The sequence below is a fragment of the Pedobacter paludisoli genome, assembly GCF_052344095.1.
GTDB lineage: Bacteria > Bacteroidota > Bacteroidia > Sphingobacteriales > Sphingobacteriaceae > Pedobacter.
The window spans coordinates 661,198-682,155 of record NZ_CP179926.1 but is presented as its reverse complement, the minus strand read 5'-3'; the positions used below and the strand labels follow the sequence as shown (position 1 = coordinate 682,155).

Below are 20,958 nucleotides of genomic sequence, written 5' to 3'. Positions count from 1 at the left end.
CAGTGTTTGCTCGCGCCAGTTGTTGGCACGCCTCGCTGGTGCGAGTTTTTAACCCGTACCTAAATCAAATCTATCTCCAACAAACCCTTTTCTCCTGAAAAATCTATAGCACTACTTTACTTCCAATGATAATCTTCTGTCACAAAACCCGCCTCAACTGGATTGTTATGAATATAATCCATTTTCTGATCTATTACTGCGTTAGACCATAGCTCTATCGGCTTATTATGTTGCTGCCAAAACTGGCCATTTCTTACATTACTATTTTTTTCTCCAGCTCGTTTAAACATCCAAAGCATCCACTCTCTACGGCTTTCTTGCATGTTTTCGGCAATCTCTTTTTGCATTTTTTTAGAAGCATGTACTTTAAAATCTCGTAATATATCGCCAGGGTTATTGTTTTTTGCTATAAATATTAAATGCACATGGCTTGGCATTATACACCAACAATAAATTTCCATGCCTTTATTTTTTCTGCAAAAATCTAAACTTTCGATCAAAATATTAACATATTGCTCTCTAACAAAAACATCAATCCAGTAAACAGTTGCAAAACTTACAAAATATAAACCTTCTTTATTATAGAATTTGTATTTACGGCTCATTTAGCTTCTTTATTGAGTTCAATAAAAAACTAAAATAGTAAAAAAGCCTAACACTGCTAAGCTTTGTACTTTTAGACATTAGGCTATCTATTTTGGTACGAGTTAAAAACTCGCACCAGTCAAAATTATCTGTTTTTTACTGGGACTAGCTAGGGGTATACAAGAACTTTATCTATTTTGATTATTACTATCAATAAAAGGGTTTATTAAAACTTTGTTGACTGAAGTAGTTGATGGCAGCTTTGAAACCTGTCTAAATAACTGATTTTCAACATCCCAATACAACTCTAAATCATACAAACTATAATTATATATATTTTCTTCTCCCCCTAAAAATAACGAAGTTTTTAAGCCCAAACATTTGTTAAATGAGATTTCTTCGATGGTCAAATGATTGAGTATCTCTTGAAAATATTCCGTGATAAAAAACTCATTTTTATTATCAACTATAAAAGTATCATTAAATTCAATTAAGTTCATATCCATATGACCATCTTCTTGAGTCGCGGGGTCTAATACCAAAATATATTCACCAATTCCAATAGGAACACAAAATTGTCGACCCAACCAGTCATGACCAAAAGAAATAAAATCGAATTCAAGTTTTGGAAAATACCCTTTCAAAAGTTCTGTCCATTTCATAGAATTTTCAAATGTATGTATCGTATAAATTCCATTTTCATAGGTTTTGCCTCCGCAAGCAAGTAGCAACTCGGTATACTTGAAGGGGACATTAGTCATTTTGATTACCTGATTCTCTATGTCAGAACTAATTTTAAATTTATTTTGAAAATTTTTAAACATTTTAGTTATCTCTTTATAAACGGATTAATTAAAACTCTGTTTACTCTTGTATTATCTGGAAGGTTTTTAATTTGTTTGTTTATTTGACTCCCAAAACTCATATTAACACTTCCATTTAGTCCTTTTAAATTAGTTTTACCATCAGCCCCCGCTGGTGCGAGTTTTTAACTCGTACCTATATCAAATCCATCTCCAACAACTCTTTTTCTCCAAAAAAATTGTACGCTACTCTATTTTCAATGATAATCTTCTATCACAAAACCTACCTCAAATGGATTAAGATAATATATATCCCTTCTTAAAGTAAAATATACCCTTGCTAGGCTTTATATAATCTGGTACGAGTTAAAAACTCGCACCAGCTCTAATTATCTATTAAATTACGCTCGGACTAGCTGAGGTTTCGCTATCTCATCACTTCTTCAGTGGTTCATTTGCATTCATCCCTATTATTCATACCTGACTAGTCTTGCCAGCCTTTTCCTCTTTCTGTTCAATACCACAGAATTACTCCTTTAGCACCTTACGGTGGTTTACAACCTTCCCTTGTAAAACGATTGTGGTGAACCTACCACCATCTTTTGTCCAACATTGAATAATAAATAAACATATTATTCATTCACGGCACACCTAGCATTATCGGGGGTAAGAATCAAAATAATGCTTTATAAATCAATATACAACCTAAAATAATTAATGCTATCGAAGCAAAATAAAGAGTTAGGTCACTACCTAAAAAAAACACATGTCCTTCTTTTTTTTTAGTAATAACATCTCTAAAAAGATAAATACCAAGAATAAAAAAGCTTATCCCTGCAAAAAAATTAATTAGAAAATCCTGATTCATAATTATTATTTCTTCTTTTCTTTAGATGTATCATATGCAAAACCAGCTACATCTTTCCATGCTTCATTAAAAAAACCTAAAATAGCAGCATCAGTTTTCACTATTTTACCTGCTCCTTTAGCTCCTTCAATTACATTATCAAATTTACCGAATAATGCTTCTTTACCAGCTGTAAATACAGCATCTTTATAATTACCATCAACAACATTTAACCCAAACTTTATTGCTGTACCAGTTAAACCAATCCCATTACCTACAGGAACTAAAGCCAATGAAGCCCCTTCGGTAAACGGAGCAGCAAAATACCCTGTTGCAGTTACAACATTACCAGTAGCTTCCAAAGCATCACCAGTTTTCTCAGCAAGAATTTTAGAAGCCGGTACCATTGCCTTTCCAACGTTTTTTACATCTTCAACTTTTGAACCCAACTCTACAATTTTCTCATCTCTAGCACTTCTATTAACAGGAGTAGACTGTTCTTGATTTGTATTTTGTTCAGGCTTATATCCCAGTAGACTAAATATTGCATCTCTTGCTTTTATCATCCATTCTGGAGGATCACCCGGCCCTTCTGGCATCATCCCTCGCTGGTGCGAGTTTTTAACTCGTACCTAAATCAAATCTATCTCCAACAAACCCTTTTCTCCAGAAAAATCCATAGCACTACTATACTTCCAATGATAATCTTCTGTCACAAACCCGCCTCAAATGGATTTACAAAAAAAGCAAGATGGAATTACGCCATCTTGCTCTTGATTTCTTATTTTAAAAATTTGATTGATACTTTTCAGAATCTTAGCACTTCCTAAAATAGCTGATTCAAGTTAATTCAATATTTCGCGTGTGCCTGCTTTGTAATAAAGTTCGGCCAATGTTTTTTGATAGCCTGCAGCCATGCTTGCCTGTTTAATTTTCATATCAATTAATTTCGATTCGCGGCTGTTTATTAAAAACAGTGTACTTTCACCCAATGAAAATTTTTGATTTTCACCATTCACTAAAACTTGCTGGTTTTCGATACTTTTAATTTGCAAAACAAGTTGAGCTGAATAGGCCGAAAGATCGTTATAGCTTGCCACAACATTATTTTTAACCTCTCTACCAAACTGCATGATATCGTAGTTCAACTCTTGTTGCTTAATTTTAACTTCACGCAGTTTCCCACGCTCTGCACGCAAGAAAAGTGGAAATGCAAATTCTACCCCTACCTTATAATTACTCCAGTTAAAATCATAATATCCAGGCACATTGCTATCAAAACCTGTACGACTCGATATCAGGTTTCCGATGACATTTAACTTCGGCTTTAGCAACTCTTGTCGGTAACTTTTTTCTACCGCTAGTTGCTCATTCTTACTTTTCAATTTTAAAAGTTCGGGATGTTGGTTGGCCGCTAAACCCAACAGGGTATCTAACAGTAACGGATTGGGACGTGCCATTTTTTGATTAATACTTTGTGGTGTTGCATCCTTCGGAAGCTCCAAGGGATTTCCTTCCTCGTTCCATAAGTGATTCGAAAGAACCAACCTGGCATTTTGCAATTCAATAGCCGTTTTTTCGTTCTGAATCATCCTTTCCTGAACGGTAATATAAGCCTCTACCGAATCAATAACCGGTTTATCACCCAGAACTGTTTGCGCACTTAAGGCTTTAAATCTTAGTTCGGCCAAGTCCAAGCCTTCCTTCACCAGTTTATGCTGATGATACGTATAGTACCAATTCCAATAATCTTTTACAATGCCATACCAGATACTGTTAATCTGCTTTAACTGATCGGCTTCCGCATATTCAACCATCATTTTCGATTGTCTTAACGTGCTTCTACGTGCATCGATTATTAATCCTTGTCCCAGAGGGATGCTTAAGCCAATGGCCGATAAGCCTTGTTGACCGGTAGTATTCTCAGGATTGACATACTTACCTACATTCCGATCGTAACCTATCTTTAAATCGGCACCCGCCAACCAAAGTGGTATTTTAAGCTCGTTGTTCCATTTATTGTAATACTCTGTATCGCCAAACAATTTTCGGTCGAATCCAGACTTAATCGTAGGATCGAAATAACCTAAAGATTGCAATACCTTAGCCCTGGCCGATTCGTTTAACAAGGCCGCCTGTTTAATAATGGGATGATATCTAAACACCATCATTTGCAGGTCTTCCAATGTAAATACCTTTCCCGTATCTATTTGAAACGACATATTGCTAACACCTGCAAAACTCCATTGAACCGACAGCGTTAATAGGAACAGAAAAAGTATCTTTTTAAACCTAATTTTCATTGTATACCTCCTCATCGATTACTTTTCTTTGGTACTTGCGGCTGGTTCTTTTTCCAAACTTGGTGGAAAGCCATTCAACTGACGCCATATTTCGTACCACAGCGGAACCGAGCGCAAGATAATTCTTCCGTACACACCTGAACCTTGTCTTAATTGGATAGGCCAAGGTTCATCATCCGTTGGAGCAGGACTTGTTTGATTAATCAATAAACGATATTTTCCGCCTGTACTACTGGTTCTGTCGATCGAATAAACTTTCCCGGCAAAAGTACCCACGGCCACCGATGGCCAACCCGAAAACTGAACAGATGGCCAACCTTCAAACTGAAGACGCACATCACTTCTATCCACAATTAAGGGAACATCCATGGCACTTACATACAGTTCGGCGGCTACCATAGGCGATTTTGGTTGTAACGTAGCAACTGATTCACCTTCTTTAATGTTCTCGCCAATACCTGCTTTTAACGTTTTAACAATAAAACCACTTTGTGGTGCCCGCACTACATACAAACCACGACGAATGCTCAGGTTTGAAATATCATTGCGCAATTTGGCAATGTCGCCTTGTGCACTAGCCTTTCCGGAAATGGCAGAACTCATATCCGATTGTGCTTTCGACATTGACTCTTGATATTTTGCCCGAATGTTATCCAATTCAATCTTTGCGTTGAATAAATTCTGCACAGAATTATTTAGTTTATTTCGCTGACTAATTACTTTGGCATTATCCTCTTGCAATTTTAGGCGACGCGTTTCGATATCTGTCAGCGAAAACAATCCGTTTTTATAACCTGTTTCGTATCGTTCTAAACGTACTTTGGTGGTTTCGTAAAATTTCTGAACGGCTAATAACTCGGCACTGTCAATACTCACATAGTTCTCCGCCTGATGAACCTTATTTTCAGCCGCTTGCATTTGATAATGTAAACCACTAGTTAAGGCCGATATTTGCGCTTTAGTAGCATCTATTTTCTGTCCAGCAGCTACTTCACTTCCTCGCTTTGCTGCTAATTGTTCATTTAAACGCAGGGGAAGTTCAGGGTCAAAATACGATTGACTGGTCTCTGAAATAAGCAAAATGGTATCTCCCTTTTTTACTTCTTGCCCTTCACTTACGGCCCAATGCTCAATACGGCCTCCAATTTGATTTTGTATGGTTTGTGGTCGGTCTTCTGGACGAAGTGCTGTAACGGTTCCACGTCCGGGAATGGTTTGTCGGTACGGAAGAAACAGCAACAATACAAAGAAAGCCATGATAAACAGCAAAATTCTGCCCAATCTTTTTGAGCCTTTAGCATCGATGATTTTACTATTTGCATGTACCGAAAGCGATTCCCAGTTAGGAACTTGAGGCTGATTATGATTGATCTTACCCATGATTTGTTTCTCCTTCCTCTAATGCCAAATCGGTTACGACAGCCAACTTCTCACCTCCTGTTATCATGTCAAATACCGTATTTAAATTGGTCATCAATTTTTCAATCGCATAGCTGATTTGTACGATAATTACTTCTGCTGCCACAAATTGACCAAATGTCATTTCGCGTTCGATTACAAAATAAGAACCCAACAATAACAAGGCTCCCATAAGAATGGTACGCATGGCTACGGCACTCATGAAAAATTTCTTCAATACGCTGAAATGGTCGTTACGTGCCTGAATGTAATTGGCCGTAATTTTATCGGTACGTTCGATAATTTCTTTTCTTTTGCTTGCGCTTGTGCGGTACGTATCTAAATCGGATGCTACTTCCTCTAAATAAGCCACTACATCGTATTTGTAACCCGATTCTTCGATACTGGTTTCTATCGCTCTGCGGTAATATAACACCAGAATTAGTGCAATTGCCACGATTAAAAATGTACCAAAAACCATGAACACAGGATGGTAGAAAGAAAGCAATATGACACTGAAAAAGATTAGCACGGCAGCGGCTATAATTTCGACCAACAATTTTGCCAAGCCTTTTTGTATGGTTAGTACATCGAAAAAGCGGTTAATCAACTCGGTAGGATTTTCTCCTTCTAAGGCCTGCTTTTTAATTCGCGGTAAGCGATAAGCGAATTCCAAAGCAGTTTTTGCAAAAATTTTCTGCTCTAAAAACTCAACCAATGTAAGCTGACCAATGAGCAATACGCCACCAATTACGATACCAGCCAAAACTACGGCAATAAGGATATATGTGGAGCTATACATGGCACCATTGGAAAGCAAATTAAATACTGCGGTGGTTCCGAGAGGAAGTGATAAGCCGATTAAGCCGATTAACACAGCGTAAACGTAAATATAATTGATGGTTTTGCGTTCGAGATGAAGCATAAACACCAATCTTTGCCAAGGCGAACGCCGCCCGGCCATAGAGTGATTTTTCATGTAATAATTTTATTTGTACAACATTATTCTGACCAAAAAGAATAACGTGTTGGGATATAAACAACTTGCGTGCACAGCATATCCATTCATCAGAATCGATCTGTTACGTATGGTTTGGGTAGGTTATGCGTGTAAATCGGGGGGTGGTGTGGGCACATTCTTGGCCGGAAAACTGCGCAAATTCGCGCGATACATGTACTCCAACGCCTGTGTTGCATCAACCAACGAGGCATTCAAACTTACAAGCATGGAACACTCGTAAAGGAAAAATTTTTTCTTTAATTTATCAAACGACTCTTCTTCTTTGGCTTTACTTTCTTCTGCGCTTTTTTCGATAGCAAAGGCATCCTCTGAAGACAAAAACATGCTCACTGACGAAGTTAGGAATTTTGTAGCCAACAGGGTTAGCACAAATAATCCAAACAGCATTTTCCATATCTTCTTCCTCAGGTGATTCATCATGTGTTTAGCAAAAATATAATAAACAGCAAAAATTAGTCTACCGAAAACGCTATTTTGAATATTTTTATAAAAGATTGACATAAATCCTATACTAACATTAGAATAGGATTAGAAAAATTTCATCTTTAGCTTCAGCTATTTTTTCCTGTATAATAGTTGGTTCATAAAATGCAAAAAGCCCCATCACGGGGCCTTTTGCTTACTAACAAACCAAAATAAAAACACGGTTTAACGCTTTGGGGAAAAGCCGTTCCTCCAGTGTTTCTATTGGAGCTATTTGTCTTTTAATCCTTCCGCTACTCCTACATAAGCGGGTTTTCGGGTAAAGCTTTCCGTCCATAATCCAATTGGTTCTCCTGCTCTCCAGCTCGAATTTGCAGGGCTATCGGTTGGGCTCCAGATGGTTATTCCGTAGCGTTGTTTGGCAGGTACCAGCTCAAAATACTTATCAAAAACATACTTGTACATCTCTTTTTGCTGTTTGTATTGTTCCTCCGTTGCTGCTGCCGTTTTCACACCACCTAAACCAATATCCAACTCCGAAACTTTAATAAGTTTACCTGTTGCTGCCAAGAGTGTAAACATTTGGGCAATTTTATCTTTATCAGCGGTTATAGAAATATGCATTTGCGTGCCAATACCATCCACTTTTGCTCCTTTTCCTTCGACGTACTTCACATATTCAATTAAGCCTTTGCATTTGTCAATGCTGTACTCCAAATTGTAATCATTAATAAACAATTTATCATCGGCATTTCCATTTTGGCGAGCCAGATTAAATGCCGTAACAGCATAATCTTTCCCCATGTAATCTTGCCAGAAAAACTCATCGGCAGCAATGGTTGTTCTACCGGCGGCTGTTTTTAATTCGTAAGGCTTAGCATCGTCCATAGGCTCATTCACCACATCCCATGCTTTCACATAGCCTTTACAGGTTTCAAGCATTCCTTTAATAAAAGTCGTTAAAGCATTGGTTATAAGCGTGTTTTTTTCAGCGGCTGTTTTTTGAATGATTTGATCTTGTGCACCGCCGTAGCCTTCTCCTAACGCCGTTAAGCCTCTTGTTGAGCTGTTACCCCACCCCGTCCAGGCTCCTGCTCCGCTTTCGAAATCGGATGTTGGGATAACATTATCGCTGCTTCCGGTTACCATAAGTTTTACGTTATCCATGTACACGGTTCCTTTAAAATCGCCAAAACTAATTACCAATCTATTCCTATCAGCTTTTGTCATGGTGGTTTTTAGTTCGTATTCTTTCCATCCTAAGCCCAAACTAAATGTTCCGAATGAGTTGGCTGAATAATCAGATGTTGATTGTGCTTCGGCGCGAATGATACCTTCTGCTGAAGCCTTCGCTACAAACTTTAAGGTGTATTCTTTTCCGTTTTGAAGTGCAGCAATATCGTGCGCTACTTGAGCGGTCCAATAATTGGTTACACTTGGATTGGTAAAGAAATAGGCATACCCACCGTTTCCACTTCCTTTTGCATTGTATTTTTTAAGCGTCATGTTATCTAAATACACGCTTGTGGCAAACTTACCAAGGTTAAAGGCAATGGCTCCACAATTTGCCATCGATTCGGTAACGGTAATGGTTTTGGTAAATTTTGTCCAAGTAGGTGTTGCCGTTACGCTGCCAAAAAAATCGTAAAATTTATACGTATAGGGTACTGTATGGGCTTGCGTTGGAATAGTTGCGCTTGCATCTGCCTTTACATCCATTGACAATTCATATTGTTCGCCAATTTGCACTGCTGGACTAAATTTTATAAAAAATTGCGCATCCCATTCATTGGTACGAACGGCGCTGTTGGTTATTTTTAATGCCCGGCCTGTTCCACCTGCCCCTTGACCCGCAGCTGTAAACGACAATACGGCATTCGTATTTGCTTCGTAATTCGTAGCGCTTTCCGTTTCAAAATTATTGCTGGTCACAATATCCCAACTCGGTTGTGCGGTACCCGGAATAATTATGGGTGCAATTAATTTATTTAAATACACCGCATTTTGATTGGAATGCCAACACAAGGTATGGCCATAAACTTCCATCCCTGCACTTTTAGCGGTTTCAAGCAAGGTTTTAACGTTGTCTAATTTCAGCTTTCCATCTGCTTGTACTACGGCGCCGTGTTTCATTTCGTAACCCAACACAATTTCATCGAAATTGGTGTTTGCCAAGCGGTATTTTACGCCTTTACTAACGTATTCAGACAAACCCAAAGCCACCCCAAATTTAAAATTAGGATGCGCTTCCTTTCTCAAGTAGCTCTTAAGTGGCATATAGGCATCTATCGCTTCCTGATTTGCAAAACTTATGGGCTTATCAACTTCATATTCTAAGGTTTCATGTTTGGTACAGGATGCTATGAGTGCAGCCATGCTTAGGCATAATACTATTTTATGTACTTTTCTCATCACAGTTTAGTTTAGGTTCATCCATTATTTAGTTACCGGTGTAAACGTTTCCATTTTAACCCCTCTGTCGCGCATCACCAATGTATCGGTGGTACTCACGTGCATAATACTTAAATCTGTTTCGTAATTTAAATACAATGCGTCACGATCTTGTGCGCCCCAGCTGTTTTTATCGCCTCTTTTTACAAACTTTCCGGTGCCGGTAGCGGTAAACGTATTATCTGCATTTTTTACAGTACAATTTCCATTGGCATCAAACGTGAGTAATAATTTACAATTGATGTTTACATTGTTTTGATCTTTAAACACCACCGGATATTCTGCTACCGTAAGCGAAGCTGTTTTGATAACAGAGACTTCATCTTGTTCTACCGTTGCTTTATGTCTGGTAATGGTTTTGGTTAAAGCGGTGTTTCCATTTTTTCCGACGATGACATCTTTTCCTCGACGCAGATAATTTCCTTGCCAGGTATTGATGTATTTAATCGCATAAAAAATATAATCTTTGTTCTCTAGGGTTGAATATCCTGAAGAAACATTGGTCATTTTTAAGGGAATCACATACGTGTTTTTTAGGGATAAAGGATCCGCAAAAAACGCATCCGTTAGTTGAACTTGTACCCCACCAACAATACTTCCTTTCGGGATTGTAATCTTATCAGATGACAATGTGTAATAATTTGCTGGCATCGCCACCAAGTCTCCACCAGAGCTAAAAGCCATATTGGTAGCCATGGCATTATTTACTTGGAAACCGATGGTGATATCGTTCTTATTTTCGTAAACGCCACCCAACGTTGCCATAATTTCACACTTCTTGGCATTGTCTAGAGAAGTATCAAAAATATCCTCACCCATGGTGATGGTTCTCACTGGACCTTGATACGCAAAGTATACCTTTTGATACGCATAATCATCAAACTCCCAATCGCTGTTCTTACATGAGCTCAAAAATGCCGAAGCTAAAAGCATCATGAATATTATTTTTTTCATAATCTATATTTATCTGAATAATGGTTAATTAATGCTTACCAACCTTGATTTTGAAGTAAATTGTTATACTTTAATGTTTCGCTATATGGAATTGGTCCGTACATCATAAAGCTTTGATACAAGCGATTTTCTACATCAATTGGCGTATAGGTATTGGATGCGATACTAACTCCTCTGGCAGTTTGATTTAAATCGATGTTCCATCTGCGTAAATCCCAAAATCTAAATCCTTCAAAACAAAGTTCTAAACGGCGTTCGTTGCGTATTAAGGTGCGCATCGCTGCCTGATCATTTTTAATCGATTCTAAATACGGATCGCCATTGGAAACCCCTACACCTGCTCGTCTGCGGATAGCTTTTATTACGTCGTAGGCAGAAAAAGTAAAACCTCCGGTAGCCATTGGCCCCCATGCTTCGTTGGCAGCTTCTGCATAGGCCAAATACATCTCGGTATAGCGTATATGCGGAATTATATGTTTCTGCGTAGTGGTAGATGTTGCACTTAGATTTACATCTTGTCTTAACAGCTTTTTCAGGTAATACCCCGTACGTGTAGAAGTTTCTATTTTGTTTAAACCATCATTTGTAGTGCTGTTTGCGGATGTATTGATGGCAGTATTGTTTACCCCGGCCGTCGCTCCATTTACTAAAATATACAATTTTAATCTTGGGTCGCGGTTATCGTATGGTGCAGCTGCATTAAAAGTACTGTTTGCCGCATCGGTAATTGGATATCCGTTTACCATTGGAAATGCATTTACCAAATTTTGCGAAGGATTTAATCGGCCAGTGCCATTTAAAGAAGGTGCAAAATGCGCGCGTTCTAAATCATTGTTGGTCGCTACGTTGCCTCTCCAAAGTATTTCTACCGGATTTGCACCTGCCGCCAAGCCATCAATTCCGCCCACGGTATTGTTGTACCATTCTAAATCTTTGTTGCTCATATTCGAAAGTCCCCCTTTTAAATTGATTACTTCCGCAGCTTTTTTCGCTGCAAGATCCCATTTAGCAGCGGTGTTACTGGTATTAAATGCCGGACTTGCAGCCAACAAAGTCGCACGCACACGAATGCCTTTCGCAATTCTTCCGGTCATTCTACCAATAAAGCTTGCACCAAATACACGATGATAATCATCGGCATTTACGCCGGTATATTTGGGCGGCACAGGCGATGAATCTGAATAATCTAGTGGAAGCAATTCTTCTGCTTTATCCAAATCAGCATACAGTTGTGCCATACAGGCATCGAATGTCGCACGTGGCTGATTAAAATCAGAGTTAACGGTTTCCGGAGCAAGTAAAATAGGTACTCCTAATAATTCGCCGTTGGTACTTTTACCCCCGTGACATTGCAGTAAATAATACATAAACAAGGCTCTCAAACCGTAGGCTTCGCCTTTCATACGGTCATTAAACATCATGCTAATGGTTGGACTAATGGCCCAGTTTACGCGATCACTTACTTCAAAAAATTGATTAATGTATTGAATAGCCGAACGGCTGTTACGCCACTGATCTACCGGGTTATTCATGGCCGTCCATTGTCCGGTGGCCATTTTCAATAAACCACTGTTTCGATCGTTGGTTACAGCATCGTCGGTTGCCACATCGTTAAATGAATAGGAATTTGTTGGAATTCGGGTATATCCATTGAGCAATAAACCTTGTGCATACGTTGCGTTTGAATAGGCATCTTCTAGTTCCAGGTTATTTTCTAGCTCTGGTTCGAACATTTCTTTACAGCTACTCAGTAATAGTGTTGCAACTAAACAGGTAAATACTATTTTTTTCATGTTTTACTTTTTAATATTTATTGAACCATCCCTTAAAACAGGGCTTTAACTCCCAAATTATAAAACCTGGTTTGAGGTGCCGAACCGATGTTCATTTCCATTAAATCTCTCTCTTTTGCTACCGTTAGCAGATTAAATCCGGTTACATATGTTCCCAATTCTTTAATAAAACTTTTACCAAACAGTTTAGAAGGAAGCTGATACGAAATTTGAACTTTTGCCAAATCGAATCGATTGGCATCGTATAACCAGAAATCGGAATTACGATAATTGTTATCGGCCGTTCCGGTGGTTAAACGAGGGAAAGTGGCAGTTTCCTTGGTGCCTTCCGTCCATCTATCCCTAACCATTGCAGAATATTTATCTTGTCCGTCAACCCAAAAATACGAGCTGTTTTTCATGCCTTTAGCACCATAACGTCCGGTTCCTAGTGCAAAGAATGTAAAGTCTTTCCATTTTAGGATCAAGTTTAATCCAAGCGTTAAAGGTGCTCCAAACCATCCTCCACGACCTAAATACACTTCGTCGCGGGTATCCACTATGCCGTCATTATTTTGATCGATGTATTTAATATCACCTGGTTTTACCCCTCCCGATGCTAAAGTTGATTGACTTGGCGAAGCATTGATATCTGCCTGACTCATAAAAAATCCAGCGCTTTGCAAGCCAAAAATAGCATCAATGGGTTTACCCGATCTCCTTTGATATTCGTACTCGTATGCATTGTCAGAAGCACGCGTTCCGGCCTCGGTTTGGTAGTAGGTAGCATTTAAGCCTACTGTCCATAAAAGCTGTCCTGATTTTTTATTAAAATTCAAACTCAGATCGAAACCATTTCTGTAATCGCTATCGTAGTTTACGAAAGGTAAATCAGAGTATACCGGCCAACCAGTAGAAAAATAAATTGGATATAGAGAGGCTGGCTGAACCACGTTTCCTTTTATTTCGCTAAAGAAAACATTTCCACTAAAGTTGATTAAATTATTAAAAAACGAACCCTCTAATCCGAAGTTGATCTCCTTTCTTTGGGGGTAGGTCATATCAAAATTATTACCTCTTCTTCTATCAAATGAGTGTACTAACTGACCATCTTTCCAACTGTACCAGGCTGCATCGTTATAGGTATAATAGCCTTGATACAAGAAATAATTGTTTATATCCAAATCGGTATTGAGAATCCCTGCGGATGCCGTTAATTTCAAATTATTGATATCGCTGGCATTCTTTAAAAAATCTTCCTTGTTTAAGCGCCAAGCCAAGCTCACTGTTGGCGAAAAGGCACCTCTGTTTCCTTCGGGTAATTTAGTTGAATACACATAGGCACTGCTAAAATCGACATAGTACTTACGATCGTAATTATAGCCAGCTTGTAATCCTAAATTGGTGCTGTTGGTTTTGTGATAAATTTCTGATTCACCAATTTGGAAACCATATCCTAACAATGTACCCGTAAACTGATGTTTTTGTTTAAAGGTTCTATCGTAATTAAATTGACCAGAAAAAGCCATGTTCTGACGATAGTAACTGTTGCTGATATTTTCTGCTCCGGAAGTTGCATCGTTTCCATACTTAGTCAAGCTGCTTATTTGGTCGTATCCGGCGTAATTGTTCCAAGAAGCCTGATAGGTTGCATAATTATTATTAAACGACTGCGTATAAGATGTTAAATAATCAATCGCTAACATGGTATTGAACGATAAACCTTGTGTTATTCCTTTCAAATCGAAATCTACTCCGGTATTGAATTGAAATTGACGACTGATATTTTTATTGGTTCCTCCGGCATAAATATTTCCGAAAACAGTGGTTTGATTCAGCTGCGTTCCGCCCAACAGATAATTTCCATCGATGATGTGATTACTGTTGTTCACGTATACCATGGATGCTTCATCACCCGGTTCAATCATGTTAATGGGGATTAGTGGCGCATACCGATTTGGCAAAACGGTTGCAGCGCTACCCCAATAATCGGCATTCACACCTTTTGAGGTATAAAAACTGGCACTTGCATCTACATTTACTTTGATAATTTTAGTCAGTTTCATGTCGATGTTTCCACGCAGATTAAATCGGTCAGCACCATTGCCTACGCCTTCACCAAAATTTAACAAGGATCCGTTAGACCAATATCCCAAATTGGTATAATATTGGGCTTTCTCATTTCCTCCCGAAATTTCGGTGGTAACATCGAACCGATTGTACGATTTACGCAGGTATTCTGACGAGTAGAAATCGATGTTCGGATACCGATACACGTTGTTACCTGTAGAATAATTATAAATATCCGCATCGCTGTACAAATTGGTTAAACCATCGTTTCTTCTGGCTTCGTTGTATAAAGACATGTATTCAGCTGAGCCCAGATACGAGGGATATGCTTTGGGGACATTTACGCCAAAATCGGCACGAACATTCACTTTTTGCGGATAAACACCTCCCCTTTTTGTGGTAATATACACCACTCCTTTTGCGGCTCTGCTACCATAAAGTGCTACTACCGAAATTCCTTTTAGTACGGTAATCTGCTCTATTTCAGTAGGCATGACATTGTTGGCATCGCGGGGTACTCCATCTACTAACAATAAATAACCACTGTTACCCCAAATGTTACCATGAAAACCTGCAGTTAAAGCATCTAAATTCTCTAAACTATAGGTAGCATAGTTCTTCTCCATTAAATTAGCATAATTAAGTACCGATACCCCTCCTAATAAATCTTGTTGGTTTACCTTTCTAAAGGCTACCTGAACCAATGAATCGGTAGGTTTCTTTTTCTTTAGCGAGTCTTCGGGAACCTGAACTTGCATAAAAGACTTATATGTATTATTGTTGATAGCGGCCTTTGCTGAAAACATACCGGACATACCCGTTGCGACAGTGAGGCATAGCGCTATTCCTATTTTTAGTTGCTTCATTTTCGTCTCGTTTAGATTTTTACGTTCCATTACCATCCGGGATTTTGAGGAAATTCTACATACATGTTTACATCCACATTTTTGAGCGGTAACCAATAATGTTTTTCAGAAAATTTTCTTTCCAGGATGACAACTTCACGTAAATTGACTACTTTATTTTGGGTCGCATCGGTGGTATTTAACGTTCCTGAACGATCAAATTCTACCGATTTCTTTAATGTATACGGCGATTCCGTTAACAACAACCATCTTCTTAAGTCGTTAAAGCGATGCCCTTCAAAAGAAAGTTCTACCGCACGATCGCGTCTTAGTTCGCCTAAAAATGCATCGGCTGAGCCTAAAAATTTTGAATTTACTGGGTCTACTCCAGCACGTTCTCTAATTCTATTCACGGCATCAGCGGCTGTTCTTCCATAAGATGGATCTTTTCCTTGCGGACTGTTATAGCCCATAAGCGCAGATTCTGCATACATTAAATAGACATCTGCCAAACGCATATAGGGTACATAAATGTTTAAGCTATTGCCATAACTGTAACCGTTATCGTATTTATTGGCAGTTATTGGAATAAATTTGCGCAATACGTAACCTGTCCGACTTCCTGTACTTAAATTTCTATAACTTCCTCCTGTATACAGATTTGCATAGCGATTGGGTTGTTCATCCACATTTGGAATGGCTCCTTGAACAAACTTTAATCCATCGTACACAATGTCGTTATAGAAACGAGGGTCGCGGTTTTTCCAAGGAAATTGCGGATCATAACCCGATGTTGCATCTGCTTTCGTCGCATCCGGAATAGGTAATCCATTTTTCATTCCGTAGTTATCTACATAATTTGCGGTAGGCATGAATTTTAAATCGCCTTCTGAAATTACAACGGGTGTATATTGCTTACTTGTTCCGTAGTTTGAATCGTTACCATTTGCATACGGTCCTCTAAAAATTGCTTCGGTACTTCCTGGTAAAGCCCATCCTTCGCCTGTTGTGTAGAATATTTTGTAATAGTTAGCCATGCTCGCCAATGCATATTCGGTGGCCCCGCTTTCCACGTAATTAAGCAATTCTGCGAACGCCGCAGCTGCTTTTTTACAATATTCTACATTATAGGTTTTGCTTCCGCCTGAGCTATAATTCATTAACGGACTTCCCGCCCATAAATAGTTTTTACCTAAGTAGCCTAAGGCCATTATTTTATTTATTCTCAGCTGATTTTTACCCAGGGTTCTTTTACCTGGAGCGGTATCATCCCACTTAAGAGGAAGTAAATCAGCAGCAGCTCTAAAATCAGCCGCAGCTTTATCGGCACATTCATTGTATTTCAAACGGGGTAAATTGATTGCTCCAGCACTTGGCAATACATAATCGATGTAGGGTAGCCCGCCAAAATATTCCATTAAACGGTGGTGAAACCATGCTCTGAAAAACAAAAGTTGTCCTTTTATCAGGTTTTTTTCTTCCTCGCTTGCATCGGTCATCAAACTCATGTTTGCCAAACCAATATTCGCTTTGCGGATTCCGTACCAAGCAGCATTCCATAAATCTTTGTTGAACCGTCCGGGTGCGGTGGTAAAATCCGACTGATTCATCCATCCTGAACCCCAACCGTCGAACTCCGATTGCCATCCCCAAAAATTCCCATCATCAATTTTATGAATGAAGTGATAATTTCCGGCGGTAGAGCTTATTTCATCCTCGCCCCAATTGAATGAATTGGTCCAATAATTATTACTAAAGTTTACGATACAGTTGTATAGTTCTTCGGTAAAACCTTGAAAATTGGTGAAATTTTTAAATGCCTCTTTTTCTGAAATATTCGTTTGTTCATCCTTTTCAAGATATTTTTCGCAGGATGAAAGTCCAATACATGTCCAAACAAGAAAGCATGCGATGATGGTTTTTATATACTGTTTCATAAATTTCTTTTTTAAAAGATGATGTTTGTTCCCAAATTAAAACGCTTCACGGTTGGATAAGCTCCTTGCGATGCCCATCCGGTTCCAGCAAAATTCGACTCCCGGTCATCCGGCATCTTGGTCCAAACAGCGAGGTTATTTCCATTTACATAAATGCGCATACTTGAAAGGCCAATTTTCCCGATGAAACTGTTTTCTTTTCTGAAAGTATAGGCTACCTCCGCATTTTTCAAACGGATATACGAACCGTCGTACATGTATCTGCTCCCTGCATTGTAACTACTTGGGGTCGACAACCATCTTGGCAATGGAACATCGGCATTGGTGTTGTCTTTAGACCAATAGCTACCTTCATCATAAACTAAATGATTTTGGCTGGCTAAACTGTTAAACACTACCTGACGGGTTACATTGTTAACGCCGTACACTTGTATAAAGGCACTGAAACCTTTCCAATCGAAACCAATGGTTGCATTAAACGTATGTTGTGGATTTCCAGAAAAGCCGTACGGAATGTTATCTTTCGAATCTATTACCCCATCGGCGTTATAATCCAGTAAATAATAATTGCCTGGTAGTTTTTGGTTATCACCGTTATCGGTTATTGTACTGGCGTATAATTGATCCCAGGTATTGTAATATCCTGCGCTTACATAAGAATAAGCCTGACCGATAGCTTTATCCTGTCGTTTTTGATACTCAGGCAATAAAGCGGCATCATCGGCATCTAACACTTTGTTTTTAGCACTTGTGAAATTGATATTTCCCCAAAGGCGCCAATTTGGACTTAGTTGTTTATTGATGTTCATTTCTAACTCGTACCCTTTATTCTCTACTTTACCGATGTTCGCTGTTGGCGCATCTACACCGTAATACGACGGGATGGCTCTGCGATCGCCAGTTAACAAAATATCAGACCTTACATCTTTAAAGAAATCGATTTTACCAGAAATCAATCCTTTGAAAAAACTAAAGTCTACACCCACGTTTGCTTTCTTTACACTTTCCCATTGAATATCAGGGTTTCCTAAACTTCTTTCAACGTACCAGGTATAGGGGCTTACTTCCGGACTCACACCAGTTGTTCCCATACTGGTATTGCCTCCGTATCCCCATTGCGTTAAATAAAGCCATCTTGCACCTCCGCTATCATCTCCAATTTGGCCATACGAACCTCTTATTTTTAAGTTATCGATGAAGGTTAGCTTCTTCATGAAGCTCTCGTTCGAAAGAATCCATCCTAAACCGCCTGACGAAAAAAATGCAAATCGATTTTCAGGTCCAAATTTTGCCGATCCATTGTAGGAACCATTGTACTCTGCTACATATTTGTTGGCATAGTTATACGTGGTTCTAAACACCCAATCTTCACGATTAAAAGGAATTTCACTTCCATTTGCATACTGATTACGGTTCATTAAAGCCATGGCTGTAATGTTGTGTTTGGTTGCAATAGTTGTTGCGTAATTGAATTGCGCTTGATAGAATAACCGACGGTAGGTTGACCAATCTTGTACAGCTCCGGCGCTGGTAGACCAATTGGTGCTGTTTTGAAAATCGAAACGGTTGGTTGCATCGTAGGCAATTGAATAGGTTGTTAATCCGGTATTTGGATCAATCCATTTTTGTTGTACATCATTGTACAAATCGTTAATACCACGATCTCCTTCCACGAAAGTATTATCGAGCGAAATAGTTCCTCTAAAATTCAAGCCTTTAACGAGTTTCCCTAAATCTTGCTCCAGAATAAAATCGGTTGTTATTCTATTTGTTGTGGTATATTCTACACCACTGGTAGCTAGAATTCGTGCAGAGTTTAGTCCTCTCTGAACATTTGGCGCATAATATCCCCAGGTTCCGTCCGAGTAACGTGGCATATACACATCAGGTGCAGTAGAATATGCTGAAATCCAATAGTTATAATCGCTATTTGTAGATCCCCAAGGCATTTGCTTTACCCCTCTTGACCCATAAATATTCGCTTTTAGCACCGTGGTGTTCGATAATTTAAAATCGAGGTTACTCCGCACGTTTAGACGGTTAAATCCATATCCTGCTTGGTAGCCTCTGTTATTTTCAAAAGTTCTAAAAAGATCGGCCTCGTATAAATAATCGGCACTGGCAAAATACTTTACGCGCTCGGTACCGCCCGAGATATTTAAATTAAAATTATGCGAAGTGGCGTAATCTTTAAATAGGACATCATCCCAATCCACATTTGGATATCTTTCAGACTCCGCTAAATTTGCTGGATATCGATATTTATCAATAACCGATTGTGGCAGATAATCGGCCCAGCTTTCTGGTCTTAACGCTAATTCGTATTCAATTACCTGATTTTTTACGCGTAAACCATCGTATGAATCTAGTTTTCCTGGCAATTGTGAGGGCGATTTCACCACATTATTAACTGTTGCTCTAATTTGTGCGGCTCCTTCTTTACCTCTTTTTGTGGTAATTAAGATAACGCCATTGGCCCCGCGCACACCGAATACTGCTGTTGCCGATGCATCTTTTAAAACTGAAATTGTTTCAATGGAACCAATGTCGAGGTTGTTCATGGTCCGTTCTACTCCATCGACTAAAATGAGTGGATTGGTGTTATTCCAAGTACTTTGTCCACGGAGCAAAATTTGCGGATCCTCTTCACCTGGCATACCGGTACTGGAAGTGGTAATCACCCCCGGCAAATTACCAGTTAAAGCTGCTCCAACGCTTGACACGCCCCCCGCTCTTTCCAATACCATGCCCGAGGTTTGTGATATCGCAGCTACTACACTTTCTTTCTTTTGTGTTCCGTAACCCACTACCACAACATCTTTCAGTTGCGCATTGTCATCTTTTAGGGTTATGTTAAGCTCGGTTCTTTTACCCACATTAATTTCTTGTTGCACCATTCCGGTGTAGGTAAAAACCAATACTAGGTTATCGTTTGGCACTTGAATACTGTATTTTCCGTCTTCATTTGTTTGCACGGCAATTCGGGTTCCTTTTACGCGAACGCTTACGCCAATGAGTGTGTTTTTTTTCTCGTCGGATACCGTTCCTTTAACTACATGTGATTGTTGTGCACGTACTGCATTTGAACACAGGAGAACCAGGATGAGGGCTAAATAACGCTTGAACACCGACCAGCGTAAACACAAGTACGAAGGCGAATGTTTATTAAAAATTCTGGTGTATAGTTTCATTATGATCTGATCATTTTTGATAAAATAGATTATACATTTAAGGTTAAAAAATGCTCACCTAAGCTTAGATCCGAACGTAATAATTGAAACTGCGAAAGTTGGTTTTCATAATTGTTTAGGTTTATAGTTTGGTTAAAAAATAGTTTTGGGAATTAAGATTTGCAGGACCTGCATTTCTTGTTCTTTCACAAAGTGAGATAAAACCTTGCTTCTTGCGCGTTCGATAGTAGAAAACAGCGCTAAGAAAAAAATTGTAGAATTTTTGTTCATTGGCTCATAGTTTGGTTAAAAAAATCCTACCGGTTAGAACAGTAGGCTTTTGGTTAGATAATTTTCAAAAGCTAATCTATCATGACCG

The 20,958-nt window shown here is 38.9% G+C and carries 13 protein-coding genes; all 13 read right to left on the bottom strand.

Translation table 11 applies throughout. The features are described 5' to 3' along the window. Positions 1–116: 116 nt before the first annotated feature. Positions 117–605, bottom strand: a complete 489-nt coding sequence (locus ACJVDK_RS02700) for an REP-associated tyrosine transposase (protein ID WP_443938748.1) — start codon at positions 603–605, stop codon at positions 117–119. Between the two features lie 168 nt (positions 606–773). Beyond that, complete coding sequence (locus ACJVDK_RS02695) at positions 774–1,409, bottom strand: hypothetical protein (protein WP_443938747.1); 636 nt, start codon at positions 1,407–1,409, stop codon at positions 774–776. 852 nt (positions 1,410–2,261) lie between these two features. Then, the gene (locus ACJVDK_RS02690) at positions 2,262–2,837 is read right to left on the bottom strand and encodes a hypothetical protein (RefSeq protein WP_443938746.1); all 576 of its coding nucleotides are present in this window, start codon (positions 2,835–2,837) and stop codon (positions 2,262–2,264) included. A 243-nt stretch (positions 2,838–3,080) separates the two neighbouring features. Beyond that, entirely contained in the window at positions 3,081–4,538 is a 1,458-nt protein-coding gene (locus ACJVDK_RS02685) for a TolC family protein (protein WP_443938745.1), read from the bottom strand. Between the two features lie 18 nt (positions 4,539–4,556). After that, the gene (locus tag ACJVDK_RS02680; protein WP_443938744.1) at positions 4,557–5,918 is read right to left on the bottom strand and encodes an HlyD family secretion protein; all 1,362 of its coding nucleotides are present in this window, start codon (positions 5,916–5,918) and stop codon (positions 4,557–4,559) included. Next, positions 5,911–6,915: an ABC transporter transmembrane domain-containing protein gene (locus ACJVDK_RS02675; RefSeq protein ID WP_443938743.1), complete on the bottom strand. Its 1,005-nt coding sequence runs from the start codon at positions 6,913–6,915 to the stop codon at positions 5,911–5,913. The genes ACJVDK_RS02680 and ACJVDK_RS02675 overlap by 8 nt, the downstream gene beginning before the upstream one ends. A 123-nt stretch (positions 6,916–7,038) precedes the next feature. Next, positions 7,039–7,377, bottom strand: coding sequence for a hypothetical protein (locus ACJVDK_RS02670; RefSeq protein WP_443938742.1), 339 nt, complete (start codon positions 7,375–7,377; stop codon positions 7,039–7,041). Positions 7,378–7,650: 273 nt separating this feature from the next. Then, a complete protein-coding gene (locus ACJVDK_RS02665) occupies positions 7,651–9,792 on the bottom strand; it encodes an endo-1,4-beta-xylanase (protein WP_443938741.1) in 2,142 nt (713 codons plus the stop codon). 24 nt (positions 9,793–9,816) lie between these two features. Next, the gene (locus ACJVDK_RS02660) at positions 9,817–10,785 is read right to left on the bottom strand and encodes a DUF5627 domain-containing protein (RefSeq protein ID WP_443938740.1); all 969 of its coding nucleotides are present in this window, start codon (positions 10,783–10,785) and stop codon (positions 9,817–9,819) included. Between the two features lie 35 nt (positions 10,786–10,820). Continuing rightward, positions 10,821–12,578, bottom strand: coding sequence for a RagB/SusD family nutrient uptake outer membrane protein (locus tag ACJVDK_RS02655; protein ID WP_443938739.1), 1,758 nt, complete (start codon positions 12,576–12,578; stop codon positions 10,821–10,823). Positions 12,579–12,610: 32 nt separating this feature from the next. Next, entirely contained in the window at positions 12,611–15,493 is a 2,883-nt protein-coding gene (locus tag ACJVDK_RS02650) for a SusC/RagA family TonB-linked outer membrane protein (RefSeq protein ID WP_443938738.1), read from the bottom strand. Between the two features lie 29 nt (positions 15,494–15,522). Continuing rightward, positions 15,523–17,409 carry a RagB/SusD family nutrient uptake outer membrane protein gene (locus ACJVDK_RS02645; protein WP_443938737.1) on the bottom strand — a complete coding sequence of 629 codons (1,887 nt, stop codon included), beginning with the start codon at positions 17,407–17,409 and terminating at the stop codon, positions 15,523–15,525. Between the two features lie 11 nt (positions 17,410–17,420). After that, positions 17,421–20,600: a SusC/RagA family TonB-linked outer membrane protein gene (locus ACJVDK_RS02640; RefSeq protein ID WP_443938736.1), complete on the bottom strand. Its 3,180-nt coding sequence runs from the start codon at positions 20,598–20,600 to the stop codon at positions 17,421–17,423. Between the last annotated feature and the right edge of the window lie 358 nt (positions 20,601–20,958).